Annotated in this window: 19 protein-coding genes; 7 read left to right on the top strand and 12 right to left on the bottom strand. The window is 72.0% G+C overall.

Going from position 1 to position 18,336, the window contains the following annotated elements; all coding sequences use genetic code 11:
• Positions 1-107 precede the first annotated feature (107 nt).
• Positions 108-797 (top strand): TetR/AcrR family transcriptional regulator, encoded by a 690-nt coding sequence (locus IF54_RS0132145; RefSeq protein WP_030325191.1) that lies wholly within the window; start codon positions 108-110, stop codon positions 795-797.
• Between the two features lie 4 nt (positions 798-801).
• Here IF54_RS0132145 and IF54_RS0132140 read toward each other — a convergent pair whose 3' ends face one another.
• A complete protein-coding gene (locus IF54_RS0132140) occupies positions 802-1,485 on the bottom strand; it encodes a response regulator (protein ID WP_030325189.1) in 684 nt (227 codons plus the stop codon).
• Complete coding sequence (locus tag IF54_RS0132135) at positions 1,482-1,673, bottom strand: hypothetical protein (protein WP_234439113.1); 192 nt, start codon at positions 1,671-1,673, stop codon at positions 1,482-1,484. Before IF54_RS0132135 ends, IF54_RS0132140 begins: the two co-directional genes overlap by 4 nt.
• Positions 1,674-2,041: 368 nt before the next feature.
• On the opposite strand from IF54_RS0132135, the gene IF54_RS0132130 reads away from it, so the two are divergent.
• The 3 genes from IF54_RS0132130 (at position 2,042) to IF54_RS0132120 (ending at position 5,308) form a co-directional block, all read left to right on the top strand.
• A complete protein-coding gene (locus tag IF54_RS0132130) occupies positions 2,042-2,422 on the top strand; it encodes a DoxX family protein (protein ID WP_030325184.1) in 381 nt (126 codons plus the stop codon).
• The gene (locus IF54_RS0132125; RefSeq protein ID WP_030325182.1) at positions 2,419-2,886 is read left to right on the top strand and encodes a peroxiredoxin; all 468 of its coding nucleotides are present in this window, start codon (positions 2,419-2,421) and stop codon (positions 2,884-2,886) included. Before IF54_RS0132130 ends, IF54_RS0132125 begins: the two co-directional genes overlap by 4 nt.
• 64 nt (positions 2,887-2,950) lie before the next feature.
• Positions 2,951-5,308 (top strand): SpoIIE family protein phosphatase, encoded by a 2,358-nt coding sequence (locus IF54_RS0132120; protein WP_030325180.1) that lies wholly within the window; start codon positions 2,951-2,953, stop codon positions 5,306-5,308.
• 30 nt (positions 5,309-5,338) lie between these two features.
• Here IF54_RS0132120 and IF54_RS0132115 read toward each other — a convergent pair whose 3' ends face one another.
• On the bottom strand, positions 5,339-5,773 hold the full coding sequence (locus IF54_RS0132115) for a cupin domain-containing protein (RefSeq protein WP_030325178.1): 435 nt from the start codon (positions 5,771-5,773) through the stop codon (positions 5,339-5,341).
• Positions 5,774-5,907: 134 nt separating this feature from the next.
• Here IF54_RS0132115 and IF54_RS0132110 point away from each other — a divergent pair, with 134 nt between their 5' ends.
• Entirely contained in the window at positions 5,908-6,294 is a 387-nt protein-coding gene (locus tag IF54_RS0132110) for a VOC family protein (protein ID WP_030325176.1), read from the top strand.
• Between the two features lie 51 nt (positions 6,295-6,345).
• On the opposite strand, the gene IF54_RS0132105 is transcribed toward IF54_RS0132110, so the two are convergent.
• Together IF54_RS0132105 and IF54_RS0132100 are read right to left on the bottom strand one after the other, a co-directional pair.
• Positions 6,346-6,933 (bottom strand): DNA polymerase ligase N-terminal domain-containing protein, encoded by a 588-nt coding sequence (locus IF54_RS0132105; RefSeq protein ID WP_030325175.1) that lies wholly within the window; start codon positions 6,931-6,933, stop codon positions 6,346-6,348.
• 25 nt (positions 6,934-6,958) lie between these two features.
• Positions 6,959-7,789, bottom strand: a complete 831-nt coding sequence (locus IF54_RS0132100) for an aldo/keto reductase (RefSeq protein WP_030325173.1) — start codon at positions 7,787-7,789, stop codon at positions 6,959-6,961.
• 95 nt (positions 7,790-7,884) lie between these two features.
• Between IF54_RS0132100 and IF54_RS0132095 the strand changes: the two genes are divergently transcribed.
• A complete protein-coding gene (locus tag IF54_RS0132095; protein ID WP_030325169.1) occupies positions 7,885-8,949 on the top strand; it encodes a LacI family DNA-binding transcriptional regulator in 1,065 nt (354 codons plus the stop codon).
• On the opposite strand, the gene IF54_RS0132090 is transcribed toward IF54_RS0132095, so the two are convergent.
• The 5 genes from IF54_RS0132090 to IF54_RS0132070 all read right to left on the bottom strand — a co-directional run bounded on the left by IF54_RS0132090 (position 8,912) and on the right by IF54_RS0132070 (position 14,416).
• Positions 8,912-10,291 (bottom strand): glycoside hydrolase family 32 protein, encoded by a 1,380-nt coding sequence (locus tag IF54_RS0132090; protein WP_030325167.1) that lies wholly within the window; start codon positions 10,289-10,291, stop codon positions 8,912-8,914. The two genes, IF54_RS0132095 and IF54_RS0132090, sit on opposite strands and share 38 nt — an antisense overlap.
• A complete protein-coding gene (locus tag IF54_RS0132085; protein WP_030325164.1) occupies positions 10,288-11,142 on the bottom strand; it encodes a carbohydrate ABC transporter permease in 855 nt (284 codons plus the stop codon). Before IF54_RS0132085 ends, IF54_RS0132090 begins: the two co-directional genes overlap by 4 nt.
• A 16-nt stretch (positions 11,143-11,158) precedes the next feature.
• Positions 11,159-12,121, bottom strand: coding sequence for a carbohydrate ABC transporter permease (locus tag IF54_RS0132080; RefSeq protein WP_030325163.1), 963 nt, complete (start codon positions 12,119-12,121; stop codon positions 11,159-11,161).
• Positions 12,118-13,527, bottom strand: a complete 1,410-nt coding sequence (locus IF54_RS0132075; RefSeq protein WP_030325160.1) for an extracellular solute-binding protein — start codon at positions 13,525-13,527, stop codon at positions 12,118-12,120. The genes IF54_RS0132080 and IF54_RS0132075 overlap by 4 nt, the downstream gene beginning before the upstream one ends.
• A gap of 262 nt (positions 13,528-13,789) precedes the next feature.
• Entirely contained in the window at positions 13,790-14,416 is a 627-nt protein-coding gene (locus tag IF54_RS0132070) for a hypothetical protein (protein ID WP_030325159.1), read from the bottom strand.
• A gap of 84 nt (positions 14,417-14,500) precedes the next feature.
• On the opposite strand from IF54_RS0132070, the gene IF54_RS0132065 reads away from it, so the two are divergent.
• The gene (locus tag IF54_RS0132065) at positions 14,501-15,466 is read left to right on the top strand and encodes a TauD/TfdA dioxygenase family protein (RefSeq protein WP_030325158.1); all 966 of its coding nucleotides are present in this window, start codon (positions 14,501-14,503) and stop codon (positions 15,464-15,466) included.
• A gap of 241 nt (positions 15,467-15,707) precedes the next feature.
• Here IF54_RS0132065 and IF54_RS0132060 read toward each other — a convergent pair whose 3' ends face one another.
• Both IF54_RS0132060 and IF54_RS0132055 read right to left on the bottom strand, forming a co-directional pair.
• A complete protein-coding gene (locus IF54_RS0132060; RefSeq protein WP_030325157.1) occupies positions 15,708-16,736 on the bottom strand; it encodes an LLM class flavin-dependent oxidoreductase in 1,029 nt (342 codons plus the stop codon).
• Between the two features lie 75 nt (positions 16,737-16,811).
• A complete protein-coding gene (locus IF54_RS0132055) occupies positions 16,812-18,314 on the bottom strand; it encodes a metallophosphoesterase family protein (RefSeq protein ID WP_030325156.1) in 1,503 nt (500 codons plus the stop codon).
• Positions 18,315-18,336 lie beyond the last annotated feature (22 nt).

The following is an 18,336-nucleotide window of genomic DNA, read 5'->3' as shown; positions in this document are numbered from 1 at the left end:
TCCTTTGTTAGCGCTGATACGAACTATTCGTATCGACGATAACACGGGCTCGTAGCATTGGTAACCCCTCGCTCGTATCGGTGCTACGGATGTCGTACGGTAGGGGCATGGATGCGAGGGAAAAGATCCTGGAGGCGGCCGCCGAGCTGCTGGCCGGCGCGTCGGCCGCCGATGTCTCCACGCGGGCCGTGTGCGAGCGGGCCGGGGTCGGGGCGCCGATGCTCTACCGGCTCTTCGGCGACAAGGCAGGTCTGCTGGCCGCCGTGGTCGACCGGGGCTTCGAGCAGTACCTCGCGTCCAAACGTGCGGCGCGGCCGAGCGAGGATCCCGTCGAGGACCTCAAGGACGGCTGGGACAACCACATGCGCTTCGCGCTGGAGCACCCCAGCCACTACCGCCTGATGTACTCGCCCGAGCTCACCGTGCCCCCGGCCGCCGCCCAGGAGGCCCACGACCTGCTCCACGGCATCCTGGAGCGCTGCGCGGCCGAGGGGCGGCTGACGGTGCCGCCCGCGCTGGCCACCCGCATGATCATGTCGGCCAATGTCGGGGCGGCCCTGTCGATGCTGACCAGACCCGAGCAGTACACCGACGGCAAGTTCGCGGAGCGGCTGCGCGACGCGGTGCTGGACTCGGTGACCCGGCCCGCGGGCGCCGCCGTACGGGACGAGGGGCGTCAGGTGTCCGTCGCGGCCGCCACCCTGGCCGCGAGGCTCCGGGCCGAGCTGCCGCCGACGCTCACCGTGGCGGAGACGGCCCTGCTCCAGCAGTGGCTGGAGAAGCTGTCCGACAGGTGAGCGGTCAGCGCTCCTCGGGCGGCAGGGCCTGCACCAGACCCGACTGGTAGGCCATCACCACGAGCTGGGCGCGGTCCCGTGCGCCCAGTTTGGTCATCGCGCGGTGGACGTGGGTGCGGACCGTCAGAGGGCTGACGAAGAGCTTCGCCGCGATCTCCTCGTTGGAGTGCCCCTCGGCGACCCAGGCCATCACCTCGCGCTCCCGGGTGGTGAGGCCGGTCAGGTCGTCGGCGGCCGCGAGCCGCGTGCCGAGACCCGGAGCCGACAGGAAGCGGGTGATCAGGGTGCGGGTGGCGCCGGGGGAGAGCAGGGAGTCACCGGCCGCCACGGTCCGGATCCCGGTGAGCAGGTCCTCGGCGGTGACGTCCTTGCCCAGGAAGCCGCTCGCCCCGGCCCGCAGTGCCTGGGCCACGTACTCGTCGATCTCGAACGTGGTCAGGATCAGCACCCGGGTGCCGGAGAGCTCGGGATCCGCGCAGATCGCGGACGTGGCGGCCAGGCCGTCGGTCCCCGGCATCCGGATGTCCATGAGGATCACGTCGGGGCGGTGGACGCGTGCGAGGTCCAGGGCCGCGGCACCGTCGGGGGCCTCCGCGACCACCTCCATGTCGTCGCACGAGTCGATGAGGATCCGGAAGGTGGCCCGCAGCAGGGCCTGGTCGTCGGCGAGCAGCACGCGGATGGTCATGGTGTCCGTTCCTGGCGTTCCGGGGCGGTGGGGAGCGGGGGGAGCCCGGGCTGTCCCACCACGTCGGGCCGATCGGTGCCGGGTACGCCCTCGCCGTCCTGCGGTGCTGCGGGCAACCGCAGCCCGGTCGCCGCGGCGACGACCGTACGGACATGATCGTCGGCGTAGTCCCGCAGGGGCATGCTCATCGGCTCTCCGGTCGTGTCCTGGAACGGCTCCATTCTTCCTGGTCGTGGCTTCCCCGTCGTCGTACCTCCGCCGACCATCACGGCTACTGAGAACGCAGTACGCGCCGGGGCGCGTCTCCTCCCTGGGCAGGACCCACGGTAGGGGCGGCCGTCGGTCGCGCCGGGGCCCGGCAACCCCCCAGGGGCGCGGGGGAACTGCCCGACCTGCCACAACGAACCCGCAGCCGCCCGACAACCGACCCCGGCACTCCCGCCCCGCGACGAACCCCGGCCACCCGGAACCGCCGGTCCCCACCACCGCACAGCCCGCCGCCGGAGGCCTCCGTACCGTCCAGTAATGTGCGCGGCAGCCCCCCGAAGGAGGAACCGTGTCCCGGTCCCCACGTTCGCCCCTGCTGCTCGCCGGACTGCTGGCCACCGCCGGCGTCGCCCACTTCGCCACCCCGCGTTCCTTCGACGCGACCATCCCGCGGGCCCTGCCCGGCGAGCCCCGCACCTGGACCTACGCCAGCGGTGCCGTGGAACTCGCGCTCGCCGCCGGTCTTGCGCTGCCGAAGACCCGGCGTACGGCGGCCCTGGCCACCGCCGCCTTCTTCGTCGGCGTGTTCCCCGCCAACGTCAAGATGGCCGTCGACTGGCGCCACCGCCCCGCACCCCAGAAGGCGGCGGCCATCGGACGGCTGCCGCTCCAGATACCGCTCGTGCTGTGGGCGCGCAGCATCGCCGAGAACGGGAAGGGCCAGGCATGAGCAGGACGATCGAGACGGGCGACACCGTCGAGGACTTCGAGCTCCCCGACGAGACCGGCACCGGCCGCAAGCTCTCCGAGCTGCTCGCCGACGGCCCGGTCGTCCTGTTCTTCTACCCCGCCGCCCTGACCGCCGGCTGCACCGCGGAGGCCTGCCACTTCCGCGACCTCGCCGCGGAGTTCGCCGCGGTCGGCGCCCGCCCGGTCGGCATCAGCGGCGACACCGTCGAACGCCAGCAGGAGTTCGCCGGACAGCACGCCCTCGGCATGCCCCTGCTCTCCGACGCCGACGGCACCGTGCGCGAGCTCTTCGGTGTCAAGCGCGGCTTCTCCCTGGCCCCCACCAAGCGGGTCACCTTCGTCATCGCCGAGGACCGCACGGTCCTGGAGGTCGTCCGCAGCGAACTGCGCATGAACACCCATGCCGACCGCGCCCTCGAAGCCCTGCGCGCCCACCGGCCGTGACGCACGGGGCCCGGTTGCTCCGTTTCGGTTGATGCGGTCCGACAAAGGGACCATCCTGGACGATATGGAGCACGTCTCCGCTACGGCGGTCATCGATACCGCAGGTGTTGTGACGGGCTGGAGCGAGGGCGCTCGGAGGCTGACGGGGCGTACGGCCGAGGAGGTCGTGGGACGGGCGGCCCGGGAGCTGCTCGCCGAGGACCCGCCGGGGCCGGCCGTGGCGGCACTGAAGGGGACCGTCGTCCTGCGACACCGCGACGGTTCCCCTCTCACGCGCTTCGTGGAGGCATGTCCCCTCGCCGGCTCCGACGGCGCCCCCGTCGCCTACGTGCTCACCGCCCGGCCGCCCGCCTCCAGGGAGCCGACCGTCGCCGAGCAGGCCTTCCAGCAGGCGTCCATGTCCATGTCGGTGTTCGACCCCGACCAGCACTACCTGCGCCTCAACGAGGTGGCCTGCCGGGTGATGGGGGTGCCCGAGGTGGCCCTGCTCGGCCGGCACTTCCTGGAGACCATCGAGGACGCCGAGCACAGCCGGGGATTCCACACGCATCTGCGCCAGGTCGCCGAGACCGGCCTGCCCGTGCGCTACGAGAGCTTCACCGGTGCCCCCTCCCTCAACCGGGAGCACGCCTGGAGCATCGAGATGTGGCCCGTCCGCGACGAGGACTCCGGCGAGGTGACCGGCGTCGCCCTGGCCGCCTTCGACAGCAGCGACCAGTACCGGGCCCGCCAGCGGCTGGCCCTGCTCAACGAGGCGGCGGCCGCCATCGGCACCACCCTCGACGTGGTGCGCACCGCCGAGGAACTCGTCGAACTGCTCGTGCCCCGCTACGCCGACTTCGCCAGCGTCGACCTCCTCGAATGGGTGCTCGGCGCCGACGAACCACTCACCGTGCTCGAGGGCGACATCGTGCTCCAGCGCGTCGCCCACGGCTCCGGACACGAGGGCACCCCCGAGGCCGCCGTCCGCCTCGGCGCGGCCGACATCTACCACGCCTCCTCGCCCCCCGCCCGGGCCCTGCACAACGGCCGGGCGGTCGTCAGCCAGGCCGGCGAACCCGAGTTCATCAGCTGGGTCGCCGAACGCAACGCCCGCGCCCCGGCCGGCCGCTCCTTCCGCGAAGGGGTCCATTCCATGCTCGCGGTGCCGCTCAAGGCCCGCGGCACCACCCTCGGTGTGGTGGTCGCCGTCCGCATCGCCCACCCCGACGACTTCGGCGAGGACGACGCCGTCCTCGGCGAGGAACTCGCCAGCCGGGCCGCCGTCTGCATCGACAACGCCCGCCGCTTCGCCCGCGAGCGCACCACCGCCCTGGCCCTCCAGAACAGCCTTCTGCCGCGCGGGCTGCCCGGACAGGCCGCGGTCGAGGTCGCCCACCGCTATCTGCCCTCCGGCTCGCTGGCCGGCATCGGCGGCGACTGGTTCGACGTCATCCCGCTCTCCGGCAGCCGGGTCGCCCTCGTGGTCGGTGACGTCGTCGGCCACGGCATCCCGTCCTCGGCGACCATGGGCCGCCTCTGCACGGCCGTGCGCACCCTCGCCGACGTCGATCTGCCGCCCGACGAACTCCTCACCCACCTCGACGACCTGGTCACCCACCTCGCCTCCGACGACCGCCCCGACGAGGGCATCGAGGTCGCCGAACTGGGCGCCACCTGCCTCTACGCCGTCTACGACCCGGTCTCGCGCCGCCTGACCGCCGCTGCCGCCGGCCACCCGCCGCCCGCCCTCGTCCTGCCCGACGGCAGCACCCGGCTCCTCCCGCTGAGCGCCGGACCCCCGCTCGGCGTCGGGGGCCTGCCCTTCGAGGCCACCGAGATCGAACTGCCCGAGGGCGCCGTCGTCGCCCTCTACACGGACGGGCTCATCGAGGACCGGGACCGCGACGTCGACCACGCCACCGAGGAACTGTGCCGCGCGCTGACGGCGAGGACCGACACCCTCGACGGCCTGTGCGACTCCGTCCTGAAGGCCGTACTGCCCGAGGAGCCCGGCGACGACGTGGCCCTGCTGCTGGCCCGGACCCGGGCCCTCGGCGCGGACCGGGTCGCCACCTGGGACGTCGAACCGGACCCCGCGCACGTCGCCGCGACCCGGCAGGCCGCCACCGAGCAACTCGCCGCCTGGGGGCTGGAGGAGGCCTCCTTCGTCACCGAGCTCGTCGTCAGCGAACTGGTCACCAACGCCATCCGGTACGGGGCACCGCCCATCCAGCTACGGCTGATCCGCGACCGCACCCTCATCTGCGAGGTCTCCGACGGCAGCTCCACCTCGCCGCACCTGCGGCGCGCCCACGTCTTCGACGAGGGCGGCCGCGGGCTGCTGCTGGTCGCCCAGCTCACCCAGCGCTGGGGCAGCCGGCAGACCGGCAGCGGCAAGACGATCTGGGCCGAGCAGTCGCTGGAACCGCTCGACTTCTGATCGCCGTGTCCAGGCCGCCCACCGGGCGGCTCACTGGAAGGAGCAGCCGGGGTTCGGCACGTCCTCCGAGTACGGCGAGCCGTGCGGCAGCACGTACAGCACCTCCAGGACGAGCGGGGTGGTGCCCTCGTTGCGGCCCAGGTGCACATCGCCCGGCCCGCCCGGCTCGCGTACCACCGTGCCCTGCGGATAGACGCCGTCGCTCGCGCAGTCGGCGTGGTAGTGGCTGAGCGTGCCCTGCTTGACGTACCCGTAGACCGGGCCGTCGTGGTAGTGCCAGCCGGTGGCCTGACCCGGCGGCACGGTGATCTCTCTCAGCACGTAGTCGGTGTCGCCCACGGTCTTCTGGGCGATCAGCTTGCCGACCACTCCGGGGCCCGGCGGGGTCGCGTGGGCGGTGCCGCCGGCCAGCACGGTGGCGGTGACGACCGCGCCGGTCAGGGCGGTACGGAGCGCTGTGCGCATGGGGAAGGCCTCCTGGCTCGGAATGCGTGAGCGACGACGTGTCGTGGGCGTCGTTGCGAACATAGAGGCAGGAAAGCCGAGTTGGGGCCGGAAACCCGGATGACACCGCGTGTCGGCACGCCCAGCATGAAGAGATGGCGCGACTTCACGACATCGTCTTCGACTGCGCCCGCCCCGCGGCCACGGCCCGCTTCTGGGCGGCCGCCCTGGACGACCATGCCGTCGCGCCCTACGACGAGGCGGAACTCGCCCGTCTGCGCTCTCTCGGGATCGAGAGTGCCGAGGACGACCCGACGGTCCTGGTCGAACCGGCGGGCGGCGGACCCCGCCTGTGGTTCCAGCTGGTGCCGGAGGGCAAGCGGGTGAAGAACCGGGTGCACCTGGATCTCCGGGCGGCGGACCTCGATGCGGAGATCGACCGTCTCAGCGGGCTCGGCGCGGCCGTCCAGGCCCGGCACGCGGGTCATGCCGTTCTGACCGACCCCGAGGGCAACGAGTTCTGTCTGGCCCCGGCCGAGTGATCGAGTACGGTCCGGCCCCGGCCGAGCAGGGGACCGCAACGCCCCCGCCGCTCAGTCGTCGTCCCCCTGCACCGCGACCTGGGCGAGGGTGCGGCCCGTGCGAGCCGAGCGGGCGCGGTGGGGATCCGGGGTGCCGTGGCCGCGGGACGGGCCCTTCGTGGTCCGGACCAGCAGCCAGTTGTTCTCACGGAACCGGGTGAGGGCGTACTCGCCCCGCAGCTTCGTCCCGTGGAGGCGGAACGTGGCGTGCCCCTGCTCCAGGGACTCCGCGAAGTCGACGGGGTTCCCCCTGCGGTCGTGGCTGAGGGGCTCGTACGTGCCGTGGTCCCACACGATCACCGTGCCGCCGCCGTACTCACCCGCCGGGATCACTCCCTCGAACTCCTCGTACTCCAGCGGATGGTCCTCCGTCGGCACGGCGAGCCGCTTGTCCTTGGGGAGATCGGAGGGGCCCTTGGGGACCGACCAGGACTTCAGCACGTCACCGACCTGGAGCCGGAAGTCGAAGTGCATCGTGCTCGCGTCGTGGATCTGCACGACGAACCGCGGCTCCGCACCCACGGGCCCGCCCCGGCCCTCGGGCTCACCCGTCCGGCCGAAGTCCCGCTTGCCGTGGTAGTCCCGCAGACGCTCGTTCATGCACCCCGAGTGCCCCTCCGGCGGCTCAGAACTCCTCGTGGGTCTCCGGGTCCCCGCCCAGGCGCCGGTGCGTGCGGTCGGTGAGCGCCGCCATCTCCGCCTCGGTCAGCTCGAAGCCGAAGACGTCGAGGTTCGCGCGCTGCCGGTCCCGGTCGCCGGACTTCGGGATCGGCAGCGCCCCGAGCTGCACGTGCCAGCGCAGCACCGCCTGCCCCGGGGTGACCTCGTGGGCCCGGGCCACGGCGGCCACGGCCGGGTCGTCCAGCAGGTCCGATCCCTGGCCCAGCGGGCTCCAGCTCTCGGTCACGATCCCCTTGTCGGCGTGGTACGCGCGCAGCTCCTCCTGCGGGAAGAGGGGGTGCAGCTCGATCTGGTTGACGGCCGGCAGGACCCCGGTCTCCTTCTCCAGCCGCTCGATGTGGGCCGCCGTGAAGTTGGAGACCCCGATCGACCGCACCAGACCGTCCTCCCGGAGCTTGACCATGGCCTTCCAGGAGTCGACGTACTTGTCGACGCGGGGGAGCGGCCAGTGGATCAGGTACAGGTCCACGTACTCCAGGTCGAGGCGGGCCCGGGACTCCTCGAAGGACGCAAGGGTCTCCTCGTAGCCGTGATGGCGGCCCGGGAGCTTCGTCGTCACGACGACCTCCTCGCGTGGGACCCCGCTGCCGGCCACGCCTCGGCCGACACCGGTCTCGTTGCGGTAGTTCGTCGCCGTGTCGACGAGCCGGTAGCCGCTCTCCAGGGCGGCGCCGACGGCCCGCTCCGCCTCGGCGTCGTCCATCGGCCAGGTGCCGAGCCCGAGGGCGGGGATCTTCGTGCCGTCGTTCAGCGTGTGCGTCGGGATGCTGATCACGTGCGGACCTTCCCTTGACTGTGTCGTGCCTCCAGCCTCACGGATAGGGTGAGCGGTGATCAACCTGACGGGCGGGGACGAGGACAGCGGACGGCATGGGAAGCACCGAGGAGCAGCGGTCGGCGGGATCCGGGCGGGCCACGTCACGGGACGTCGCCCGGCTCGCCGGTGTGTCCCACACGGCGGTCTCCTTCGTGTTCAACGGCCGCGCCGAGGGCAACCTCTCGCCCGCCACCCAGGAACGCATCCGTGAGGCCGCGGCCGAGCTCGGCTACCGCCCCGACCCCGTCGCCCGCGGCCTGCGCCGCCGCCGTACGGCCGTGATCGGCCTGGTCACCGACGAGATCGCCTCCTCGCCGTTCGCGGGGCGGCTGTTGCGCGGGGCCATGGAGACGGCCTGGGACAGCGACCACCTGGTCCTGACCGTCGACTCCGGCGGCGACCGCGCCAAGGAGGACGCCGCCGTCGCCGAACTCCTCGACCGGCGCGTGGACGGCATCATCTACGCGGCCATGTCCCTGCGCCGGGTCCGGGTCCCCGAGGGCCTGCACCGCACCCACTCGGTGCTCGCCAACTGCGTGCCCGACGACGACTCCCTGCCGTCCGTCGTCCCCGCCGAGCGGGCCGGCGGCCGTACGGCGGCCCGGCTCCTCCTCGACCAGGGGCACCGCAGGATCGCGCTGGTCGGGGGCCAGGACGACATCGCGTCCGTGGAGCGGCTGCGGGGCTTCCGGGACGCGCTGCGCGCCGAGGGGATCACCGTCCCCAAGGAGTGGATCGTCCGCACCGGCGGCGAGATCTCCGGCGGCCACGAGGGCGCCACCCGGCTCCTCGACGGTGTCCCGGCGGACCGGCGCCCCACCGGGATCTTCTGCTACAACGACCGGGTCGCGGCCGGCGCCCTGCACGCCGCGACCCGGCTCGGTCTCACCGTCCCCGACGACCTCTCGGTGGTCGGCTACGACGACCAGGAGCACATGGCCGCCTTCCTCGACCCGCCCCTCACCTCGGTCGCGCTGCCGCACCGGGCGATGGGCGAGGCGGCCGCCCGGCTGCTCCTGGACGCCATCGACACCGGCAGGACGCCGCCCGCGACGGTACGGCGCCTCGCCTGCCCGGTGATCACCCGCTCGTCGGTGGGACCTGCTCCCATCCGGTGACCTGGACGTCCTCGCCCATGACCAGGAGCTCGGTCACGTCGTCGGAACGCCAGTAGATCCGCTCGGTGACACTCGCGCGGTCGTCGACGAAGAGTTCGAACAGCGAGCCGTCGACGAGGAGCCGGACGGTCACTGCCCCGCCGTCGGCAGGGGGAGGACCAAGGGTGACCGGTCCCTGTCCGCCGGTGCGCGGCCAGCCGTCGCGGTCCAGAGTCACCCTGCCTTCCACCGGGTCCAGCCCCACCGTCAGCTCCGCCCCCGACGCCGAGCGGGCCAGGGACACGGTGGTGCGGGAGCGGGCGGTGACCGTCAGGTCGTAGGCCCCGGGCAGTGGCACCCGGACACCGGGGTCCGTGGCGAACGGCTCGGCGGCGCGCAGGAGTTGGAGCTCGGGGGCGGGGGCCACGCGCAGTGTTCCGTCCGGACCGACGTCCATGACGCGGGGTGCGGTGAGGACCCCCGCCCACCCGGCCCGGTCCACCTCCTCCTGCTCGCGCGCCTCCCAGGACCAGCCCCACAGCAGAGTCCGCCCGGACTCCTGGAGCACGGTGGCCGCGTAGAGGTCGCGGCCGAGGTCGAGCCGGCCCCCGCCGCGCGGCACGAACCGCCCGGACTCCACCCGGCCCGTCAGATACGCGGTCCGGAGCGGCGATCCGTCCCAGAGCGACACCACCAGGACCCAGTCCCCGCCGGGCGTCTCGAACAGCGCGGGGCACTCCCAGCCGGTCGCCTTGTCACCCAGCACCTCGGCGGCGACCGGGTCCCGGCCGTCGAGGAAGACGCCGGTGAACCGCCAGTCGAGCAGATCCTCGCAGTCGTACAGCAGGACCGACGGCGTCCCGTCGGCGTGCGCGGCACCGACCAGTGCCCGGCGGCGGCCCTGCTCGCGGAAGAGGAACGGGTCCCGGAACATCACCACGTCGAGCCCGGGCGGGGGGCCGCTGACCACCGGTGCGGGCAGCGGCTTCCAGTCGGTGAGCGTCTCGTCGTCCGGTACGACCGCCCGGGCCAGGCAGATCGTGCCGAGACCGGTGTGCCGGCGGTCGACGCCCGTGTACACGGCGGTCGGCACGCCGTCGTCGTCCACCACGCACCCCGACCAGCAGCCCGCCTCGTCCGGGCCGCCCGGCGTCGGGGTGAGGGCGAGGGGATGGTGTTCCCAGTGCGCGAGGTCCGGGCTGGAGACATGACCCCAGTGGACGTCGGTGTGCCGGGGTGCTTCCGGGTTGTGCTGGTAGAAGAGGTGGTACCGGCCGCGCCAACGGAACGGTCCGTTGGGGTCGTTGACCCAGTGGGCGGGTGGACGGACCCGGAAGCGCGGGGCGTTGCGGTCGTGCGTCAACGGTTGACTCCTGCGGAGGTGATGCCCTCGCGGAGAGGGCGCTGGCCGACGAGGAACACGGCCACGGCGGGGATCATCGAGAGCACGACACCGGCCAGGACCACCGAGATGGAGCCGGTGCCGAGGTTGCCCTGGAGGGAGACCAGGCCGAGCGGAAGGGTGTAGTTCTGGCCGGAGGTCTCCAGGATCAGTGGCCGGAAGAACTCGTTCCAGTGGTAGTTGAAGGCGAGGACGCCGACGATCGCGAGGCCGGGCGTGGCCAGCGGCGCGTACACCGACCGGAAGGTCCGCCAGGGCCCGGCGCCGTCCAGCATCGCCGCCTCGCCCAGGTCCTTGGGCATGCCCAGGAAGTACTGGCGCATCAGGAAGGTGCCGAAGGCGGTCGGGAAGGCCGGGATGATCAGCCCGAGCAGGGTGTCGGTCAGGTGCATCGACTTCAGCACCAGGAACACCGGCACGATCGTGACCTGCAAGGGCACCATCATGGTCGCGAGCACCAGCCCGAACAGCGGCTTCTTGAAACGGAACTCGAGGCGGGCGAAGGCGTACCCGGCCAGCCCCGCGGTGACCATCTGGCCCACCGCGATCAGGGCGGTCACCAGCGTCGAGTTGAGGGCCAGCAGCCACACGTCGATCTGGTCGAAGACCCCGCGGTACGACTCGGCCGTCGGATGCGTCGGGATGATTCTCGGCGGCAGGTCGAAGGACTCCGCCGGGGTGCGCAGGGACGTGGAGACCGTCCAGATGACCGGGCCGAGGGTCAGCAGGGCGCACAGGGTCAGACCGGCGATCCGCGCCCAGGGCGCGAGTGCGTGCCGGGTCCGGTTCATGGTCAAAGTGGCTTGGCTCATGGGGAGTTCACCCGGCTCACTGGTAGTGGACGAAACGCCGGCTGAGCCGGAACTGGAGGGCGGTGACCGCCATGATCAGCACGAACAGCAGCACGCCCACCGCGGACGCCTCGCCGAAGCGCAGCTGCTCGAACGCCGACTCGTAGATGACCATCACGACGGTGCGGGTGGAGTCGCCGGGGCCGCCGTCGGTCAGCACGTACGGCTGCTCGAAGACCTGGAGCGCGTTGATGACCCCGACCACGGTCGCGACCAGCAGCGTCGGCGACAGCAGCGGCAGCGTCACGTGCAGGTGCTTGCGCAGGCCGGTCGCCCCGTCGAGGGAGGCCGCCTCGTGGATCTCCTTGGGGATGTTGTTCAGCCCGCCCACGAACAGCAGGAACGAGAAGCCGAACTGCTGCCAGACATAGACCAGGATCACCGCCGCCATCGCAGAGTTCTCCGACGTCAGCCACGGCACCGGGGCGATCCCGATCAGCCCGAGCGCCCAGTTGACGACCCCGAAGTCCTGGTTGAACAGGTACTTCATCACCACCGAGATCGACGCCGCCGACAGCACCAGCGGGAAGAAGAACGCCGAACGGAACACCGAGCGCAGCCACATCGGCATCCGCCCGTTCACCGCGAGCGCCAGCGTCAGGGCGATCAGCAGCTGGAGCGCCACCGCGAGCACCATGAAGACGAGCGTGTTGCGGAAGGACACCAGCACCGTCGAATCGGTGAACACCTCACGGTAGTTGGCGGCCCCGGCCCACCTCGGCGAGTCGATCACGTTCCAGTGGAAGAGGCTCAGCACCAGCGAGCCGACGATCGGCACGACCGTGAAGACCACGATGCCGACGATCGTCGGGGCCAGGAACAGCGTGGCCAGCAGCCGGGTCCCGCGGTCCCGGGCCGAGGACCGCGCGGGGACGTCGGCGGGAGCACTCGCGGCCGTGGCGCGGGGCGGTCGCACGTCGGGTACCTGGGTGTTCGTCATACGTCACGCTCCATGGCCTTCTCCAGATCGCGCTGCATCCGGCGCAGCGCGGGGCCCACCGAGCGCCGCGAGGACAGGGCGGTCCCGGTGTGCTTGAGCAGTACCTGCTCCACCTCCGCGACCTGCGGCGGCGCCGGGATCGGCCCGGTGTCGGGGAACTTGTCGAGGGTGTCGTAGAAGACCTGCCAGTGCCGGGGGCCGGTCTCCCGGTAGCGGTCCGCGGTGAGCATCGAACGGCGGGCCGGGGTGGTCTGGTTGGTCTCGAACAGCCGCATCAGGGTGTCCCGGCGGGCCGCGAACTTGATGAACTCCCAGGCCTCGTCCTGCATCCTCGACGTGCGCAGCAGCGCGTAGCCGGCCGCGCCGAACTGCATGCGCTGGGTGCGCCAGCGCGGGAAGTACTGCACGTCGAAACTGCCGGGCCGCATGCCGGCGAGATGCAGACCGCCCGCCCAGAAACCGCCTGCCGGGGTCACGCCGACGCGGCCCGTGGAGAACACCCCGATGAGGTTCTGGCCGTTGCCGCCCTCGGGGCGGGTGCACAGGTCCTCCTGGATGAGGGAGGCGAGATAGTCGTACGCCTCCTCGACCCGCGCGTCCGTGGCCTGGGGCGTCGTCCACCGGAAGCCGCCTCCGCGGCCCTGGCGCTCGGCGCTCGTATAGAAGCCGTCCCACAGCCACGCGCCGCCCGGGGCCTTCGACTCGGCGAGCAGGTTGGTGCCGTTGGCGAAGAGCCAGGGGACGACCCCGCCCCAGAGGCGGTTGGTCCAGAAGTAGGGCGTGAACTGCGAGCCGCTCGACTTCTTCATGTCCCGCAGGAGTTCGGTGAAGTCGTCACGGGTCCAGTCGGCGGCCGGGAAGCCCGCGGCCGCCCGCTTGAGCACCTGGTGGTTGAGGTACATGTCGGCCGCGTTGAACTCGACCGGGAGCTGGTAGAGGCTGCCCTCGTACATCATCGACTCCACCAGCGACGGGTGGACGTCGGCGAAGTACTCGCGCAGTTCGGCCGCGTCCCGCTTCACCCACCTGTCGAGGGCGACACCCAGGCGCTGCGCGAACAGCTGGACTCCCTCGGTGGCGACGTAGACGAGGTCGGGGGCGGTGCCGGCCGCGATCTGGGTGAGGATCTTCGCGAAGAAGTCCGACCAGTCGGTGGCCTGCACGGCGTTGATCCGCAGCTTGATGTCGGGGTGGACCTTCTTGAAGCCCTCGGTGAGCGTGCGGATCGCCTCGGGGCCGTAGGCGGGTCCCAGGGTGGCGACGACGAGGGAGCCGTCGTCGCGTCCGGGAATGTCGGCTCCGGTGAGCCGGTCCCAGCTCGCGGCGGTACCGGCGAGCGCGGCGGCGCCCGCACCGTAGGCGCCGTACCGCAGCAGGGTGCGACGGGTGACGTGCGAGTCGGTCATCCAACAGGGCCTAACTCGTGTTAGTCGGCAAGGGATGCCCCAGATGATGTGAGCGTGTCAGTGCCGTGTCAAGGTGCGGGGAGACTTGACCTTTAACGAGTTAGGTGAAGGGTGCTTCAGGTGAGGGGAGTGGATTGAGCGCACGGCGACGGCGGAGGAGCTCGGGGGGTGGGGAGGGGCTCGGGGAGTGCGGGCTCGCCGGGTGAGCAGGAGGGGGGTGCAGGCTCGGGGAGCGAGCAGGGCTCAGGGAATGCGCAGGGGCTCAGGGAGTGAGCGCGTAGGCCGTGCCGCCTTCCGCGGCCATCGACTCGGCGATCAGCAGGTGGGCCTGCCGCCGCTCCTCGTCGGGGACGGGCGGCAGGAGTTCCTCCCACACGGGGAGGAAGGTGCCGCGCAGCTGGAGCAGCCCCGCCGGACGGGCCAGCAGCCAGAAGTGCAGATGCGCGGCGCCGTCACCCCAGCGGTTGACGTGGACCCGGGCGACCCCGTCGAGGCAGAGAAGGGCCCGCTCCGCCCGCTGGAGCAGGGGGCCGAGTTCTGCCGCGCGCTCGGCGGGGAGGTCGGCCAGGTCGTGGTGGCCGCGGGGTTGCAGCAGGACGACGGCCGGGAGCCTGGACTCGGTGCCGATCGCGTCCAGGCGCCAGTGGTCGTCGGCCCACAGCGCCTCCGTGACCGGCTTGAGGCAGGTGCGGCACTGCTCGGGGCCGTTCTCCCCGTGGCGGTCGGGTTCGGGCAGGACGGGGGGCTGCAAGGGCCTGACCTGGAGATCGCCCTCGAAGGGGAACGTCTCCCAGGCGGGCACCGAGTCGGCGGGCAGGGGCAGCCGCTCGCCCGTGGGGAGGCGCCGTACGAACGCGCTCGGTTCCCGGGGAGTTGAGGAAGTCGCCACGGTGGGAAGTCAACCATGGGTGACACGCCCCGCGGGGCGTGGACCTGCGGTCGCACCACGGACACGGCGAGCTACGGAGCATGCATGACGACGGACAAGGGCACGGCGGAGCGGGACCCGGGAATCGAGGTGAACCCGGTCGCCGGGCACATCGGGGCCGAGATCACCGGCGTCGATCTCGCGGACGACCTCGACGACTCGGTGGTCGCCGCGATCCGGGCCGCGGTGCTGCGCTGGAAGGTGGTGTTCTTCCGCGGGCAGAAGCTCGACCACACCGGGCACGTGGCCTTCGCCCGCCGGTTCGGTGAGCCCGTCGTGCTGCGCAAGCGGGGCGGTGCGTCGCCCGCGGACTTCCCCGAGGTCGAGACGACGGCCGACCGGCTGGAGCTGGGCGGGAAGTTCGGCATGGAGCACGAGGAGTGGCTGCGGCGCCGGCGGCACACGTTGCTGCGCGGCTGGCACTGCGACCACGGTGCCCGCGTCGACCCGCCCGCCGCGACGATCCTGCGCGCCGAGACGGTCCCGCCGTACGGCGGCGACACCCAGTGGTCCAACCTCGCCGCCGCCTACGCCGGACTCTCCGGACCGATGCGGGCGTTCGTCGACGGGCTCCGCGCGGAGCACCGGCTCGGCGTCGGCTACCAGCCCCGTCCCGGGGACGACGCCTACGTCCGGCATCTGCTGGACCACCAGGTGGCCTCCGTGCACCCGCTGGTGCGGGTCCATCCCGAGACGGGGGAGCGGATCCTCTACGTCAACGGCTACTACGTCGAGCAGATCGCGGGCCTCTCCCGCGCCGAGAGCCGAGCCGTGCTCGACATGCTCCTCGAACAGGCGGTGCGCCCCGAGTACACGGTCCGCTTCCGATGGGAACCGGGCAGCGTGGCCTTCTGGGACAACCGCGCCACCATCCACCTGGCCCCCAGCGACAACGCCCACCTGGACTTCCCCCGCACCATGCACCGGGTGATGCTGGCCGGGGACGTGCCGGTGGGCGTGGACGGCAGGACATCGGAGGCGATCACGGGGACGGAGGCGGGACGGTGGTGACGGGGCCTGCCTCCGGCGGTTCCTGAGGAGACCTGGGCGCTGAGAGCCCGAGTGGGCCTGGGGCCTGGGCCGCCCCTGAGCAGGGCTGGGCCTCGGACGCGCCCGAAGAGAACCAGGCCCAGAGCGCATCCGAGACGCAGAGCCCCGGGCGCCCGAGCGGGCCCACGCCACGGGCGCCCCGAGCGGACTCAGGGTCCGGACCGCCGCCCTGGCAGGCCCAGGACCAGGTGCTCGAACAGATCTACGCCCCCGGCCGCCACCCAATCGCCGGGCCCAGCTTCGTTGCCATGTCCGTCAGGATCTGTACGTAGTCCTCGTGTTCGAAGGTGAACGGGAGGGCGAAGGCCACCTCGTCCACCTCGCGGAACGCGGTGTGTGCCTGGAGGCGTTCGGCGATCTCCTGGGACGTGCCGACGATGTCGGGCGCGAACATCATCCGGGCCGGGCCCTGGGGCGCGGCCGTACGAGGGGTGCGCTTCGCCGCGTACTCCTCGTACCTGGCCCGCTGCTCGGGCGACGCGGAGTCGGTGGGGATGACGACGAGGCCCTGTGAGACACGGGCCTGCTCGCCGTCGGGGTGGGCGGCGCGGAAGGCGCGGATGTGGGAGAGCTGGATCTCGGCGAAGTCGTACGGCCCCTCGGGCGCCTCCGCCTTGACGACACTGCTGGTCAGGAAGTTCATGCCGTGCTCGCCCGCCCAGCTCGCCGACCGCAGGCTGCCGCCGCCGTACCAGAGCCGCCGGCCCAGGCCGGGGGAGTGCGGCTGGACCCGGTCGGAGAAGACCTCGAATCCCCGCGCTCCGCTGAAATCGCTCGCCGGCTTGCCGCGCACCAGGTCCAGGAGGCGCCGCACCCGCTCGTAGGAGAAGTCCTCGGCGTCGGCCGTGTCCGGGTACAGCGCCCCCTTGACGTCGTCGAAGTGCATCGGCGGGCCCACGCTCACACCCGGGTTGATCCGGCCCCCGGACAGGACGTCCACGGTCGCCAGGTCCTCGGCCAGCCGCAGCGGGTTCTCCCAGCCCAGCGGAATGACGGCCGTGCCCAGCTCGATGCGGCGGGTGCGCTGCGAGGCCGCCGCCATGACGGCGACCGGGGAGGAGATGCCGTACTGGAGATGGCGGTGGCGCAGCCAGGCGCTGTCGAAGCCGAGCCGCTCACCGAGTTCGATGATCTCCAGCGTCGACTCGTGGCCGCGTCGCGGATCCGACTCGTCGAACAGTCCGATGGTCAGGAAGCCCAGCTTGCGCAGGGGGCGGGGGGTGGACGGCACGGGCTCCTCCGGGAAGCTTGATGTATCAAGTAGTTCTGCTGTGGCAACTCCCGAGCCGTCCACCGTGTTCCCCCGTCAGCGCAGCGGAATGATCACCTCGTCCTCGACGGGCGGTTCGACCTCCTGGGCGAGATTGCCGGTGGCCGCGAAGCAGCGCAGATGCACGGCCTCCGGCGTGACGTCCAGCCGCAGGAAGCACTTGAAGAACGGCGGGCTGTAGGTCGCCGAGCTCGGCGAGAACAGCTGGGTGTAGATCTTGCGCACCGGGAGCCGGAACCGTGAGGTGCGGTCGGGCCGGCCGCCGGCGCCCAGGAGACTCGCGACGAGGCGGGTGCGGAAGGTGACCCGGGCGGGCTCGCCGGGGAGCCGGGTGGGCGGGATGCCGAGCCGCTCCGCGATCACCGCGGTGGCCTCGGCCTCGGTCAGGGTGAAGAACCTGCGCAGATGCAGTCGGCGGCCGTAGAGCCTGCTGTAGAAGGCCAGCGAGTCGCCACGCAGCGGATAGCACCGGAAGTCCTGTTCGGTGACGTCGGCGATCGACACCCGGGGGATGGTGTGGGTGGCGTGCATGAACGCGCCGCCGCCGCCCGAGACGACGTACTGGACGGTCCTGCCGTCCACGTCGACCGGGTAGCGCTGGTAGTTGTGGATGTCGCCGCCTATCGCCGCGACGAAGCGGTGCTCCGGGGCGCGCACGATCTCGTCGACCGTGCCGCCGCCCTCGATGGCGCAGGGGTGGTGCTCGCCGTCCACGTACAGGGGCGAGCCGGTGATGAGGATCTTCGGACGGGGGCCCTGCGCGACCTCGCGCAGCCACGCGCCCTGTTCGGCATCGATGGTGCCGAGCAGTCCGGTGTCGATGCCGATGATGCGCAGCGGGCCCGCGTCGACGGCCCAGTACGGGCCCGGCTGGACGGCCCGTTGTGCCGGGGCCGCACGCAACTGGCGTGCCTGGTCGAGGCGTTGACCGTCCTGGGGGCGAGGTCGGTGCCACAGCAGCGAGCGCAGCCAGGCGCGGCTGAGGGGGCGGGCCCGAGGTTCGGGATCGAGGGGCGGTGCGTCGTCGCAGAAGACTCGCATGAACGCGCCGAGGCCCTCGTACCAGTCGTGGTTGCCGGGTATCGCGTAGATCGGCGCCGGATAGTCCTGATAGGGGCGGAAGAACTTGGTGTCGTAGTCGTCCGCGCTGCCCACGGGGTAGATCACGTCACTGGCGACGACCGCGAACCTGGTGTCCTGACTGATCCTCAGAAACCCTGGTACGACGGCGTACTGGGGGTCGTCGCCCTCGCCGGTGTCGCCGATGACCATGAAGGAGAAGCGCTCCGGGTCCGCGCGCCGGATCACCTTGTCGGCGGGTGCGCCGGCCGCCGCGCGCTGGGCCACCCAGCGGTTTCGGGTACGGCCCGTGGGGTCCCCGAGCCAGGAGGCGACCACACCGTTGCGGGCGGCCCACAGCGTCTTCGGGTTCAGCCACGAGATCTTCTCGACCTTGGGCGGCATCAGCCGCTTGTACTCGCCGAGTCGGGCGGAGCCCCAGCCGGCGCCTTCGGCGGTATCGCGTGAGGAGTCAGACACCGGTGCACCGTAACAACGATCT

This window comes from Streptomyces sp. NRRL B-3229 (assembly GCF_000719505.1).
Classification (GTDB): Bacteria; Actinomycetota; Actinomycetes; order Streptomycetales; family Streptomycetaceae; genus Streptomyces; species Streptomyces griseorubiginosus.
The sequence above is the reverse complement of the archived record's forward strand: the minus strand, read 5'-3'. Positions and strand labels throughout refer to the sequence as shown.